This is a genomic window from Achromobacter sp. (genome assembly GCF_057314935.1).
Genome location: NZ_DBHKZA010000113.1, coordinates 1 through 14,558 on the forward strand (window position 1 = coordinate 1; position 14,558 = coordinate 14,558).

Consider the following 14,558-nt stretch of genomic DNA (forward strand, 5'->3'; position numbering starts at 1 on the left):
CCCACTTACTGCACCGGCGCCAGGTTCGCCGCCTTGGCGGCCGCGGCATACATTGGAATCTCCCGGGCCATGGTGTCGGCCAGGATCTGCGTTGAACTGCCGACGGGATCGATGCCCAATTCCAGCAAGCGATCGGACACGGCGGGCTCTCGCACGGCGATGGCCACAGCGGCCTGCAGCTTCTCGATGACGGCGGGCGGCGTGCCTGCGGGTGCGTACAAGGACGACCAGAATGACATCGCGAAGCCCGGCGCGCCGGACTCTGCCACGGTTGGCACGTCAGGCAACAAGGTAAAGCGCTTCGCGCCTGTCACGGCCAGCGCCTTCAGCCGGCCGCTGCGGATCTGGGGCAATACGGCGGCGGTGTCGATCAGCGCGAAGTCGATCTCGTTGGCCAACAGCGCCGCGACCACTGCAGAGTTCCCTTTGTAGTTGACGACCTCCGCTTCCAGGCCGACGCGCTTGGCGAAGAGCGCGGTGGCAAGCTGGAAGGAATTGGCACCCGAGCCCGCGAAAAGCGGCTTGCCGTTCTTCTTGCCCTGACCGACCAGATCAGCCACCGAACGCGCCGAGCTGTCTGCCTTGACGGTCAGGATCATCGGAATGTCTCCGACCAGCGAGATCGGCGCGAAATCGGCGACGGGATCATAGTCCAGGTTGTTGTAGATAGCCGGATTGACGGTCATGCCGCTGCTGGGCCCCACCAGCAGCGTGTAGCCGTCCGGGTCTGCCCGCTTGACCGCGCTGATGGCGATGGCGCCGCTGGCGCCGGGCCGGTTCTCGACAATGAAGGGCTGGCCCAGGCGGCGCTGGAGCGGCTCGGCCATCACACGGGCAAGGATATCGTTGCCGCCCCCAGGCGCGAAGCCCACGATCATACGCACGGGCCGCGCCGGATAGTCTTGCGCCGCGGCGCAACAGGCCGACACCGCGAGCACAGCACCCGCCCACAAAGATAGAAACCGTTTCATGCCACGCTCCATTCGTTGAACATAGTGCGCCGTTACTGGGGAATGCACGGATGGCCCATTCTCCACCGCCTCGCTACATTGGGCACGACCCAACGTGCCAGCCGATGCCGCTGGCAGCGACAGCACGCGACGGACCTCGGAGCCGAGATGGCACCTGAATGGCACAAATGGAGCACCCTCGATCACGGCCAGCACGCCCTGGCGTTCTGGCAGGACGCGGTCTGCGCCGGCGTGCTCGACTCCGAATTCCGCGCCGAACCCGACGCCGGGTTCGCGGGCACGATGTCGAGCCAGAACCGCGCGGGCGTCCGGCTTGTGAACTTCGCAAGCTCTCCGCACATGATCCGGCGCTCCCAGCGGCAAGTCAGCCGGCTCAACGGCGATCACCTCATGCTCAGCCTGCAATTGCAGGGTAGCGCCCTGATGTCCCAAGGGGACGAGCAGCTGTGCCTGCGGCCGGGCGCATTCGGGCTGCTCGACACCGGTTCCGCGTTCGACATCACGTTCCCCGAAGCAACCTCGCGTCGGCTGGTCCTGCTGCCGCGCCACGCCTTGAGCGCGCGCGCCCCCGGCCTGCGGCGGCTGCGCGCGCCGGCCAGCCTGCCGGCCGATATGCCCTTCGCGCCGGTGCTGACCGAAGCCATCCGCCTGTTGACCGATACCGACATCAAACTACTGGACCGCACCGTCGACACGCTGCTGGATACCGTCATCGAAATCGTGGCGCTGCATTGCACGTCCCTGGCGGACTCCGCGGCGCCGCCTTCTACCGAACTGAGCTTCGTCGGCGTGAAGCGCCACATCGATACGGCGATCGCCAACCCGGACCTGTCGCCCGCAACGGTGGCCGCCGCCTGCCGCATATCGGTCCGCACCCTGCACCGCCTGTTCGCGCGGCATGGCCTGCTGTCGTTCGAGGCCTACGTGGTGCAGGCGCGCCTAGCACTCGCGCATGAGCTGCTGGCGGCCGGCAAGACGCGCACCGTCAGCGAGGCCGCCTTCGCCTGCGGCTTCAACAATCTCTCCCATTTCACGCGGCGCTTCTCCGAGCGATACGGCGAATTGCCCGTCAATCTGCTCAAGCAAGGGCAGACTCGCGGCTGACTGGCGCCCTGGGCGGCGCCCATTGGCGCGCTGGGCACAGCCCCGCGCCCCTTCTGACGACAGAATGAGCTCCATCCCGGCCCTGGCCGGCAAGCTTACGTCGCACCATGCCCAAGACCATTACCATCCACCGCCAAGAAGCGGTCAGCGCCGCCGCCGAAGGCTGCGTGCATTTCGGCTTCTGCACCGCGGTCTGCCCTACCTACGTGCTCGACGGCGAAGAACTCGATTCACCGCGCGGCCGGATCGCGCTGGCGCGCGAGATGCTGGACAGCGGCGACGCGCCCAGCCCGGTCGCCGTGCGCCACCTGGACCGCTGCCTGTCGTGCCTGTCGTGCGAAACCACCTGCGCGGCCGGCGTCTCGTATCACGCCATCATCGACGGCGCGCGCGAATACATCGAAAAGAGCAAGGCCCGCCCGCTGACGCAGCGCTTGCTGCGCGCAGCGCTGGCCCGTGTCCTGACGACGCCCTCGCTGCTGCGTCCCGCCGCAGCCGCGGGCCGCTTGCTGCGCGGCGCCGCCGGCCGGCTGGGCGGGCCGCTGGGCGCCTTGGTCTCCCTGTCTGCCTCCCCCGCGCTCGCGGCGTTCGCGCCACGAGCCGAAGCGGCCTTACCTCCGCCCGTGCACGCGACGCGCCGCGTGGCGCTGCTGGACGGTTGCGCCCAATCGGTGCTCGGCGCCGAGATCAACGCCTCGGCCCAGCGCCTGCTCGCACGCGCCGGCGTCGCCGTCGTCGCCGTACCCGGTGTGCAATGCTGCGGGGCGCTCGAACTGCACATGGGACGGCGCGAGGCCGCCACGCGACACATGGAACAGGCCGTCCGCAGCTGGTCGGCCGCGCTGCAGGCCGGGCACATCGACGCCATCATCAGCACCACCTCGGGTTGCGGTTCCGTCATCAAACGATACGAGGAACTGCTGTCCGACCGCCCAGAACTGTCGGCCCAGGTGCGCCTCGTGGTCGATGCCACCCAGGACATCGCGCAGATCGCCGCCAGCCTGCCGCTGACCGCCAGCGGCTCGGCCCTGGGCCTGGCCGTTTCCTATCACGACTCCTGTTCCCTCAAGCACGGTCTGAAGATCGAACGGCCACCGCGCCGCGCGCTGGGCAAGCTGGACATGGAGGTGCGCGACATCGCCGAATCGCACCTGTGCTGCGGCTCGGCGGGAACCTACAACATCCTCGAGCCGGCCATCTCGGACCGCCTGGGGCAACGTAAAGCGGCCCACGCCGCGGCTGGACAGCCTGACGTGATCGCCGCCGGCAACCTGGGGTGCCTGGTGCAGATCTCGCGCTTCACGCCCGTGCCCGTGGCGCACACGGTCCAGCTGCTGGACTGGGCCACCGGTGGCCCGCCTCCTCGCGGTCTTGAAGGCTTCCGGCCCAAGCCGCCGCAAGCCGCGGCCAACGCTCCAACGCCGGCGGCCACGCCGGTTCCGACAACCGCCGGCAGCGGCGATCTTCTGTGGTGAACGACGAATGCCTTCCAATGACCCTATCGTAGATTTCGCCAATGCGGCCGCGGCCGAGCTTGGCGCCGAGGCCATCACACTGGGCGACGACGTCCTGGGACGCTACGGCGAACATACCCTGCCCTGCGCCGACGTGCGGCCCGGCGCGGTCGCCTATCCGGATTCGACCGCGGCGGTGCAAACGCTGGTGCGCCTGGCCAATCGCTTCCGCGTTCAGCTCTATCCCATCAGCAATGGCCAGAACATCGGGCTGGGCACCCGCTCGCCCATCCGTCCCGGCCAGGTGGTGGTGGACCTGGGGCGGCGCATGAACCGCATCCTGGAGGTCAACGAAGCGCTGGGCTATTGCGTGCTGGAACCCGGCGTGAGCTTTCGCGCCATGCACGACGAGCTGCAACGCCGCGAAAGCAAGCTGATGATCTCGCCGACCGCCGGGCCGTCGCAGGGCAGCATCCTCGCCAACGCCCTGGACAAGGGCGGCGGCAGCGGCGCCTACGCCGATCATTTCGGCATGAGCTGCGGCATGGAGGTCGTGCTCGGCAATGGCGACGTGATCCGCACCGGCGACGGCAGCCTGGCCGGTTCCTCGCATCCCAACTGGCACGTCTCCAAGTACAGTTTCGGCCCCGCGCTGGACGGCCTGTTCTCTCAATCCAACTTCGGCATCGTCACCCGCGTGGGCATGTGGCTCATGCCCCGGCCTCCGCATATCGAACCCTTCTTTTTCACCTTCCCCGACGACGAAGACCTGGGCGAGATCGTCGAACGCATCCGTCCGCTGAAGCTAAGCAATTTCGTGCCGACGCTGATCCGCGCCACCAACGACCTGTATCTGCTGTCGTCGGCTGCCACCCACCCGGAATACGCGGCCAACGGCGGCAAGCGCTCGCTGTCCGACGAGGGCCGCGCCGCGCTGCGGCGGCAATACGATCTGGGATCCTGGACCGTGTCGGGCGCCGTGTACGGCGCCAGCCGCGCCGCGGTGCAGCCCCAGATCGATCGCATCGCCCAGCACTTCCTGGCCTCGGGCAAGGGACGCCAGATTCCCATGGAGGAAGCAGAGGAGATCGGCCCCCTGCACATCGCCATCAATTCCAATACCGGCGTGCCGACCGACAGCGAATTGAAGATGCTGGGCTGGCGCCCGGGCGGCGGCGCGATCTGGCTGTCGGCAGGCTCCCCCGTCGTCGGCGATATCGTCAATGGCCTGCAGGCGCAGGCGCGCCGCATCTGCCAGGACCACGGCCTGGAATACCTGCTGTCGAACGTCTGCGGCGCGCGATTCGCCCGCGCCATCCACGCAATCATCTACAACCGCGAAGACGCCGACGAAACCGCCCGCGCGGACGCCTGCTACCGGGCGCTGGCCAAGCTGTTCGCCGATCGCGGGATATTCGTGGGTCGCGCACCGACCATGTACCACGGGTTCCACCAGGACCAGCGCATGCCGGAGTTCGTGCGCGCCTGCGCATCGATCAAAGCCGCCCTGGACCCGAATGGCGTCATTGCCCCAGGCAAATACGGCATCGAATGAAGATAGGCGTCCGACGTCCAAGGACGCCCTCGATCCCGGAGCGCCACCGGTGAAGGTCCGGCAAGCGTGAGCCTTCACGCGGGCCTGGCCTTCCGGGCCCTGCCGTCGACGGTTCCCCACCCGGCCCTCGCAGCGGGGGTTTCGATGCAGCCTGGTCTTGGTGACTAGAATAGGCATTCCGTTCACCATTCGGGAATCGTGTCATGAACCTGCAACGACGAGTTCTTTCGCTTTTTGCAATGTGTGCGATGTCGGTCGGCGCCGCAGCCGAAAACCTTCCGGTTGTCCAGTTCATTGCGACGGGAGGCACGATCGCGATGAAGGTGGATCCGGTCACTAAAGGCGTGGTTCCCGCCATCTCGGGCGACGACCTGATGCAGACCGTGCCCGACGCGTCCAAATACGCTCGCATCGAAGTCAACAACTTCTCGGCCATGTCGGCCAATTATGTCGAACCCAAATGGTGGACGCGTCTTACCAAATCGGTGGATGACGCCTTGGCCCGGCCAGAGGTGGCAGGGGTGGTGATCGCCCATGGCACCGACACGATGGAAGAAACGGCGTATTGGCTCGATTTGACGGTGAAATCCGACAAGCCGGTAATTCTGATTGGTGCCCAACGCAATGCGTCTTCGCCGGACTTCGACGGCCCACGCAACCTGCTCAATGCGATCCGGATCGCCACCGCGCCGGACGCCAAAGGCAAGGGGGTGATGATTGCGATGAACAATCAGATCAATGCCGCGCGCACGGCGACGAAAACCCACACCGCGGACGTCGAGACCTTCAAGTCTGGCGACTTCGGGTTTCTTGGGGAAGTCTGGTCGGACCGCGTGCAATTCTCGCGCACGCCGTTGCGGCGTCAGCACATCGACATCGGCGAGGGCGAGATGCCACGCGTGGAAATCCTGTCGATGTTCGGCGGCGCCGATGGCGACTTGCTGCGCTACGCGGTGGACCAGGGCGCGAAAGGCATCGTGGTCCAGGCCGTAGGCATGGGCAATATGAACGTATCCATGTTCGAGGCCGTGAAGTACGCCTTGGCCAAAGACGTACCGGTCGTCATTTCGACTCGCGTGCCGAACGGGCGCACGATGCCGGTCTATGGATTCCCCGGCGGTGGAAAAACGACTTTCGACGCCGGAGCGGTCATGGCTGGCGACCTTAGCCCCCAGAAGGCCCGCTTGCTGCTGATGCTGCTGCTGCATCAAGGGCAGCGCAGCAAGGAAGCACTGCAGACCGCGTTTGACCGTTGAACAGGAACAACGGTGTTACCCCGTTGCCCATGTCGCCGGTGAAACTACCAAGTTTCAGTGATTTTTAAAATTTGTTACCGGATTTAAGATAATGCGTAATAATCCATTACAAATAGGCTGACTCGAGGGGAGCAGCCTACCTCCCCCAACGATAGGCTGCTATGAATAAAACCTTCTGCTCCATTTGGAATCAGTCCCTGGGCGCCTGGGTCGCCGCGCCAGAAACCGCAAGGGTCAGGGGCAAGAGCACTAACCGTGGAGCAGCAGGCCACATCGCAGGGCCACAAGCCCGCAGCATGCCGCGCAAGCGCAGTCTGGTGGTGGCCATGGCGGCGGTGTGCGGCATGGCCGGGTATTTGCCCGCGGCGCAAGCCGCATGCACCCCGACACTTGGCCCAGGAGTGACGGCCGTCTGCACGGGCGTCATCTTCACCATCGATTCGCCCTTCAGCAATATGCATGTAAAGGTGGATTCCGGCGCGGTGGTCAACGCGACACTGTCCGATGCAAGTGCCATCGCGCTCAGCGGCAACAACACATCGTTCACCAACCTCGGCACGGTCGAGCCGTCGGCAACCCAGATCCCACTCCTGACCTCTGGCGTCACCATCGGTAATGCCAACAACAGCATTGTGGCGGTCGCAAACCATGGAATCATCAATGGCACCATGGCGCTGCAGGGCCTCTCAATGCTTAACACCCAGGGCGCGGCGCTGAATATCCGGAATGGCGCCTTCGGCACTACCACGGTCACCAATACGGGAATCCTCTCATCGACGCCCCTGTTGGGGCTGTCGGGACAAACTGCCGATGCACCAGTCGTGGCGATATCGGGCGGCGGCAGCGTCAACATGACGAATGCCGGCACCGGCACCATTACCGGCCGCGTGGCCTTCGACGCATCGACGGGCGGCAACGCATTCACCAACGCCGGCCAAATCCAGGGCAGCGTGTCTTTGGGCGCTGGCAGGGGCGCTAACCAATTCACCGCGATTACCGGCTCATCGGTGCAGCCAGGCGACGGCATAGCGCGTGCCACCTCGGTTCAGGGATCGACAATGGTGTTCGCGGAAGCCGGCCTGGTCGATGGCGGCGCCGGCGGCAGCAACACCTTGGCGCTGAAAAATGCCATCACCGGCGGTTTCGGCACAACCGGCGCGGGCACCATTTCCAGCGCCTCCTACGTCAACTTCAGCAATCTGATCGTCGACAGCGGCACGTGGACCCTGTCGGGGCCGGTCTTAAGCGGCACAACCAACACCGCGCTCAATGGCGGCGTACTGATCTTCAACAACGCAGCGGGGCTGGGCACCGGCACGGTGACCGGCAACGGCGGCACCTTGCAAGCGGGCGCGGCGAACCTGGCCCTGAGTAACGCGGTGGTGTTGGCCGGCGGTGGCCTGACCGTTGCGGGTGGCAATACCCTTGCCCTTAACGGTGTGGTATCAGACTCAGGGGCATTGACCAAGCGCGGTACGGGCGTGCTGAGCCTGGGCGCGTCAAATACCTATCTGGGAGGCACCTTCCTGGAGGGGGGCACCCTGCAAGTGGTCAACGGATCGCTCAGCATTGGCGCACTGCGGGTAAAGAGCGATAGCACGCTGCAAGTCAGCACGGCTTTACCGCAGAACAACGCCATCGAACTTGATGCCAACTTGACGGTGGCGGCGTCCACCGCCACGACCCTGAGCGGTCTGGTCAGTGGCGGCGGCTCGCTGAAGAAAACCGGCGCAGCGGATCTGACGCTTCAGGGGAACAATACGTTTGGCGGCGGCGTCGATCTGGCCGCCGGCAGATTGCTGCTGGGCAACGACCGGGCCTTGGGCACCGGTACGCTGACGGCTGCCGCTGGAACCAGCTTGGAAACGCTGAGTTCACAGAACGTGGCGAACGCCATCGACCTGTCCGGCAATTTTACGTTAAGCGGCGACCACTTCCTGACGCTATCCGGTGCAATCTCGGGGGCGGGTGGTTTGACCAAGACCGGGTTCGGCACATTGGTACTGCAGGGCAACAACACCTATGACGGAGTCACCACCGTCTCTGACGGCGCGCTGCAAGTTGGAATGGGCGGCACAATGGGCAGCCTCGGCACGGGCGCCGTTGTGAACAATGGCTTTGTTCTTCTTAGCCGTTCCAACAACATGACGCTGAGCAACGACTTCAGCGGTTTTGGCATGCTCTCTCAGAATGGTCCCGGTGTCACGACACTGACTGGCGATAGCAGCGCCTTTACCGGGACGACCAGCGTGTCCAATGGCGGACTGAACGTCTCGAATAAGTTGGGCGGCACCGCCGTTACGGTATCTAGCGGCGCTTCGCTAGCGGGCGCCGGCACGATCGGTGGACACGTTGGGGTGACGGGCGGCGTCTTACAGGGTACGCAAGGCCAGACGTTGACGATCGGCGGCGATCTGACTCTAACGAACGCCCAGATCAATGTGGCACTGGGCGCCCCGGGGCCGACTGCCGCGTTGTTCGATGTCGGCGGTTCGCTTACGCTGATCGGCTCGACGCTGAACGTGTCGGATATGGGCGGGCTAGGCACCGGTGTCTACCGCCTGTTCAATTACAAGACCACGCTACACTACACCCCGCTGACCATCGGATCGGCGCCCGCCGGCGTCAGCCCGGGTAGTCTGTCTGTACAGGCCGGCGCCTTCGGTCAGGTCAACCTGGTATCCACCGTCGGCACGATCTATGACTTCTGGGATGGCAGCAACATCCTAGCCAACGGCGTGGTCAATGGCGGTTCGGGCTCCTGGAGCGCGGCTGACCGCAACTGGACCCAGTCCGATGGCGCATCGAACGGCGCGTTCACATCGCCTTCCTTTGCCACGTTCAAAGGCGCAGCGGGCGTCGTGACGGTGGATGCCACGGCGGGCGCGATCGGCGTCAAAGGCATGACGATCGGCACGGATGGCTACGTCATCCAAGGCGATTCCATCGCGCTGCAAGGCGGCAGCCAGACGTCGATCGGGGTCGGCAACGGCACCGCAGCCAGCAGCGCCTACACCGGCACCATCCGCGCGTCGCTGACCGGCGCAAGCAAGCTTTTCAAAACCGACTACGGCACGCTGGTGCTGGCCGGCAACAACACCTACAGCGGCGGCACCGACATTCAGTTCGGCACGCTCTCCGTGTCCGCCGACAATAATCTGGGCGCGGCCAACACGGGCGTGACCATGGTCGGCGGCACGCTGGCCACCACCGCGAGCTTCGACACGAACCGCAATATCGCGTTGACGCAAGACGGCGCGATCAACGTCGCGACAGGCACGCAGCTTGGCCTGACCGGCACCGTATCGGGCTCAGGCGCCCTCATCAAGCAAGGCGCTGGCACGCTGGCGCTGACCGGCGCCAACACTTACGGCAGCACGCGGGTGCAAGCCGGTACGCTGATCGGCGACAGCGCATCCATCCGCGGCAATTTGCAGAACGCCGGCACGGTCATCTTCAACCAAACATGGGATGACAGCGTCTCCGGCATGCTGATCGGCAACGGAGCCATCACCAAGCGCGGCGCGGGCATCCTGACATTGAATGGCCTGAACACGCTGAACTGGAACATTGAGCAAGGCACGCTCGTCAGCGACGTGACCCGTTACACGGCCAACGCCACCATCGGCGCCGCAGGCACCCTGCGTTTCGACCAGGCCTCCGATGCCGACTACGCCGGCAAGATTTCCGGCAGCGGCATGTTCGAGAAAGCCGGCGCGGGCGTCCTGAGCCTGAACGCGGACAACAGCGCGTTCACCGGCACGACGAACGTCACGAACGGCACGCTGATCGTCACCAACAAACTGGGCGGCGATGCGAATGTGACCAGCGGCCGCCTGCATGTGAACGGCACCTTGAGCGGCAACGCCGCCATTGGCAACAACGTCATCCTGTCGGGCGCCGGCACCATCGGCCAGAACGTCACGCTGACGGGCGGCATCCTGCAAGGCATGCAAGGCAAAACGCTGAAGATCGGCGGCAACCTGACGCTGGACAACGCCAGCCAGGTCAACGTGTCGCTGGGCCGCGCCCCGTCCAACGCGCTGTTCGATGTGGGCGGCAACCTGGCCTTGGCCGGCACGCTGAACATCACCGACCAGGGCGCGTTTGGCGCGGGCGTCTACCGCCTGTTCGACTATGGCGGCGCACTGACCACCAATACGTTGGCCATCGGCACTGCCCCCTCCGGCATCACCGCCAATGACTTGCGCATCCAGACCGCCGTCAACGGCCAGGTCAACCTGATGTCCACCGCAGGCGCCACGCTGAGCTTCTGGGATGGCGGCGACGCCACGCGGCGTGACGACGGCGTCATCGATGGCGGTTCAGGTGCGTGGCGCACCGATGGCCTGAACTGGACCACCGCAGACGGCACGATCAACGGCCGCTTCCAGCCCAACCCGACCTACGCCGTGTTCCAAGGCGCGGCAGGCACCGTGTCGGTGGACGCGACCGCAGGCGGCGTGGGCGTGACGGGCATGCAGATCACGACCAGCGGCTACCGGATTCAAGGCGATCCGATTGCGCTGTCGGGCGGCGCGGAAACCATTCTGCGCGTGGGCTCGGGCGCTGCATCCGGATCGGCAATCACCGGCACCATCGCCTCCAGCCTGACCGGCGCGACCAAGCTTGTGAAGGCCGACTACGGCACGCTGGTACTCGCCGGCAACAATACGTACACGGGTGGCACCGAAGTGCGCTCGGGCACCTTGTCCGTGTCATCGGATGAGAATCTGGGCGCGGCGGCAGGCGCGCTGACGCTCAATGGCGGCGCACTCATGACCACGGCCAGCTTTGATTCCGCGCGCGCCGTCACGCTGACGCAAACCGCCGGCATCACAGTGGCGGCCGGCAACTCGCTGGGCTTGCAAGGCGTCATCAGCGGCACGGGCAATCTGCAAAAGCTGGGCGCAGGCACCCTGACGCTGACGGGCGCCAACAGCTACGGCAACACGCAAGTGCTGGCCGGCACGCTGGTGGGCGATGCGGCATCCCTGCGAGGCGACCTCGCGAACAACAGCGCCGTCGTATTCAAACAGGCCACAGATGCCACCTACGCCGGCTATATCTCCGGCACCGGTTCGATGGTCAAGCAAGGCGCGGGCGAGCTGACGTTGACCGGCATCAGCGCTCAGGACTGGCGCATCGATGCGGGCACCCTCACAGCCCAGGCAGGGCGCTACACCGGCAATACGATGATTGCCTCAGGCGCGGCGTTGCGCTTTGACCAAACGGCTGGCTCCTCTTACGACAGCGTGCTGTCTGGCGCAGGCCAGCTCAAAAAGACCGGCGCGGGCACGCTGATGCTGACGGCCGACAGCAGCGTCTTCACTGGCAACACTGAAGTACAAGCCGGCACGCTGATGGTATTGAACAAGCTGGGCGGCAATGCGTCGGTCACGGGCGGGCTTCTGTACATTCATGGCGTGCTGGGCGGCAATGCGGCGATCAGCGGCGGCGGCTCGCTGTTCAACGGCGGCAGTATCACGGGCAACGCCACGCTGGCAGGCGGCGTGCTGATAGGCGAGCAAGGGTCCAAGCTTTCCATTGGCGGCGACCTCACGCTGGATAGCGCCAGCCAGGTCAACGTGTCTCTGGGCCGCGCGCCCGCCCCCGCCTCGGCCCTGTTCGATGTGGGCGGCAACCTGACCTTGGCCGGCACGTTGAACGTGACCGATAACGGCGGGTTTGGCGCGGGCGTGTATCGCCTGTTCGATTACGGCGGCAACTTGGTGGACCACGGCCTGGCGCTGGGCACCCGGCCTGCCGGCGTGGCCGCCAGCGCGCTGACGCTGCAAACCGCGGTGCGCGGCCAGGTCAACCTGGCGTCCACGTCCGGCGCCACGCTGAGCTTCTGGGATGGCGGCAATACTTCCCGACACGACAACGGCGCCATCGACGGTGGTTCTGGCACGTGGCGCGCCGACGGCCGCAACTGGGCCAATATCGACGGCACGCTCAACGGCGTGTTCCAGCCCAACCCCACGTTCGCCATCTTCCAAGGCACGGCGGGCACCGTCACGGTGGACAGCTCGGCCGGCGCGATCGGCGTCACCGGCATGCAGATCGTCACTCACGGCTACCGCATCCAGGGCGACGACATCGCGCTGCAAGGTGCTGGCGGCGAAAGCATCATCCGCGTGGGCGCGGGATCAGCGGCAGACGCCGCCATCACCGGCACCCTAGCATCCCGCCTGACTGGCGCCAGCAAGCTGGCCAAGACCGATTACGGCACGCTGGTGCTGACTGCAGACAATACCTACACCGGCGGCACCGATGTGCGCCAGGGCGGCTTGTCGGTATCCAAGGACGCGAACCTGGGCGCAGCCTCAGGGAGCCTGACGCTGAGCGGCGGCGTGTTGGTCACGACGGCCAGCTTCGATACGAACCGCGCTGTCACGCTTACGCGGACGAGCGGCATCGATGTGGCGTCTGGCACGACGTTCGGTCTGGCTGGCACGATGGCCGGCAATGGTGATTTGACCAAGACCGGCGCAGGCATGCTCACCGTGTCTGGCGATGGCAGCGCCTATACCGGCAACGCATTGGTGCAGGCCGGCGCGTTGAACCTCGCGTCAACCGGCAAGCTCGGCGGCACACTGACGCTGGCCAACGGCACACTGCTGCAAGGCGCGGGCCAGGTCGGCGCGACCACGCTGCAAAGCGGCGCGATCCTGGCGCCGAGCAACGTCAACGGCACGCTGAATGTGGCGGGCGACCTGACGTTCATGCCCGGCTCGGTCTACCAAGTGGCCGCCGACCCGGCATCGTCCGCCAGCGCCCGCGTGGCCGTCAGCGGCGTGGCGAACCTGGCCGGGTCCGTCGTGCACGTGGGGCCGGAAGGCGGGTTCGAGAGCACGCGCCAATACACGATCCTGACGGCGGGCGCCATCAACGGCCAGTTCAACACCGTGTCGTCCAACTACGCATTCCTGGACCCGGCGCTGCGCTACGGCACGCAGGACGTCACGCTGCAACTCGGACGCAAGCAGGTCCCGGTGGATCCGGCAACGCCCACCACGCCTACCCGCCCGATCACGTTCGCGGACGCCGCACGCACCGGCAACCAGCGCGCCGTGGCCCAGGCGCTGGAGAGCCTGCCGTCGGGCAATGCGCTGCACGAGTACATCCTGACCCTGCCCGAAGGCGCGCCGCCCGCCGCCTTTAACAGCCTGACGGGCGAAGCCCACGCGAGCGTCGCGTCCAGCCTGATGGGGTCCAGCACCACCACGCGCACGCTGCCGCTGTCTTACCTGCGCGCCAACCTCAGCGCGGGCATGCGTGCCGGCGCACCGACGGCGCAGGCCGGCGGTACGATGTCCGCCGCGGCGCTGCCGTCATCGAACGCGCAGCCCGCCTGGGCGGAGCTCGTGGGCAACTGGCAAACCCAGAAGGCCACCGACAACACCGCGCAGGTCCGTCAGCACACGGGCGGCGTCTTCGCCGGTGCCGACCATGCCGTGGGCAATGGCTGGCGCCTGGGCGGGGCTGTCGGCTACACCGACAGCAAGATCCGCGTGGACGACCGCGCCTCGCAGGCCGATGTGTCCGGCTACAGCGCCGCGGTCTACGGCGGCAAGGCCTTCGAGGCCGGCGCGGGCAAGCTGAATCTGCTGGTAGGCACGTCCTACACCTGGCACGACGTCAGCACCAAACGCTACGCCACGGTGGCAGGCGACTCGCAAAAACTGACCGCCGACTACGGCGCCAGCACCACCCAGCTCTTCACCGAACTGGGCTATGCGCTACCCCTGTCGGACCGCGCCACGATCGAACCGTTCGTCGGTCTGGCCTGGAGCGACTTGCGCACCCGCGGCTTCTCGGAGTCGGGCGGTTCGGCCGCGCTGAGGGGTCAAAGCAGCAACGACCAGCAAACCGCCAGCACGCTGGGCGTGCGCGCGCAGACCGACTTCACGCTGGCCGGCGCCGAAGGCCGCTTGCAAGCCACGCTGGGCTGGCGTCATGCGTTTGGCGATGTGCTGCCGAAAACCTCCATGGCCTTTGACGGTGGCCAGGCCTTCACGGTGGCGGGCTCGCCCATCGCCCGCAACGCGGCGCTGGCCGAGTTGGGTGCCGAAGTGGCGGTGTCGCGCAATGCGACGTTGGGCTTGAACTACAGCGGACAGTACGGCGGCGGCAACCGCGAACATGCCGGTTCGTTGAACGTGCGGTGGCGGTATTGAGGGTGACTGGATGCGCGGGACGCGGAGGGCAACAC

6 protein-coding genes and 1 pseudogene are annotated in these 14,558 nt (G+C 66.0%); 6 read left to right on the forward strand and 1 reads right to left on the reverse strand.

Translation table 11 applies throughout. From position 1 onward, the window contains the following. Window positions 1-5: 5 nt before the first annotated feature. Window positions 6-971 carry a Bug family tripartite tricarboxylate transporter substrate binding protein gene (locus ACO6D5_RS27245; RefSeq protein WP_485827113.1) on the reverse strand — a complete coding sequence of 322 codons (966 nt, stop codon included), beginning with the start codon at window positions 969-971 and terminating at the stop codon, window positions 6-8. Between the two features lie 147 nt (window positions 972-1,118). Here ACO6D5_RS27245 and ACO6D5_RS27250 point away from each other — a divergent pair, with 147 nt between their 5' ends. The 6 genes and pseudogenes from ACO6D5_RS27250 to ACO6D5_RS27275 all read left to right on the forward strand — a co-directional run bounded on the left by ACO6D5_RS27250 (window position 1,119) and on the right by ACO6D5_RS27275 (window position 14,523). Continuing rightward, the gene (locus ACO6D5_RS27250) at window positions 1,119-2,075 is read left to right on the forward strand and encodes a helix-turn-helix domain-containing protein (protein WP_485827114.1); all 957 of its coding nucleotides are present in this window, start codon (window positions 1,119-1,121) and stop codon (window positions 2,073-2,075) included. Between the two features lie 107 nt (window positions 2,076-2,182). Continuing rightward, window positions 2,183-3,550: a glycolate oxidase subunit GlcF gene (gene glcF, locus ACO6D5_RS27255; RefSeq protein ID WP_485827115.1), complete on the forward strand. Its 1,368-nt coding sequence runs from the start codon at window positions 2,183-2,185 to the stop codon at window positions 3,548-3,550. Between the two features lie 7 nt (window positions 3,551-3,557). Further along, window positions 3,558-5,084 carry an FAD-binding oxidoreductase gene (locus ACO6D5_RS27260; RefSeq protein ID WP_485827116.1) on the forward strand — a complete coding sequence of 509 codons (1,527 nt, stop codon included), beginning with the start codon at window positions 3,558-3,560 and terminating at the stop codon, window positions 5,082-5,084. Window positions 5,085-5,287: 203 nt separating this feature from the next. After that, window positions 5,288-6,340, forward strand: a complete 1,053-nt coding sequence (locus tag ACO6D5_RS27265) for an asparaginase domain-containing protein (RefSeq protein ID WP_315526830.1) — start codon at window positions 5,288-5,290, stop codon at window positions 6,338-6,340. Window positions 6,341-6,501: 161 nt separating this feature from the next. Continuing rightward, a pseudogene (locus ACO6D5_RS27270) lies at window positions 6,502-6,606 on the forward strand (ESPR domain-containing protein); the annotation flags it as partial. A gap of 30 nt (window positions 6,607-6,636) precedes the next feature. Next, a complete protein-coding gene (locus ACO6D5_RS27275; RefSeq protein WP_485827117.1) occupies window positions 6,637-14,523 on the forward strand; it encodes an autotransporter domain-containing protein in 7,887 nt (2,628 codons plus the stop codon). Window positions 14,524-14,558: the final 35 nt, after the last annotated feature.

What these genes read in the sequence shown, in the direction of transcription:
- ACO6D5_RS27245 (WP_485827113.1), bottom strand. Translation starts at nt 971, where the DNA reads ATGAAACGGTTTCTATCTTTGTGGGCGGGTGCTGTGCTCGCGGTGTCG.
- ACO6D5_RS27260 (WP_485827116.1), top strand. Translation starts at nt 3,558, where the DNA reads ATGCCTTCCAATGACCCTATCGTAGATTTCGCCAATGCGGCCGCGGCC.
- ACO6D5_RS27275 (WP_485827117.1), top strand. Translation starts at nt 6,637, where the DNA reads ATGCCGCGCAAGCGCAGTCTGGTGGTGGCCATGGCGGCGGTGTGCGGC.
- glcF (WP_485827115.1), top strand. Translation starts at nt 2,183, where the DNA reads ATGCCCAAGACCATTACCATCCACCGCCAAGAAGCGGTCAGCGCCGCC.
- ACO6D5_RS27250 (WP_485827114.1), top strand. Translation starts at nt 1,119, where the DNA reads ATGGCACCTGAATGGCACAAATGGAGCACCCTCGATCACGGCCAGCAC.
- ACO6D5_RS27265 (WP_315526830.1), top strand. Translation starts at nt 5,288, where the DNA reads ATGAACCTGCAACGACGAGTTCTTTCGCTTTTTGCAATGTGTGCGATG.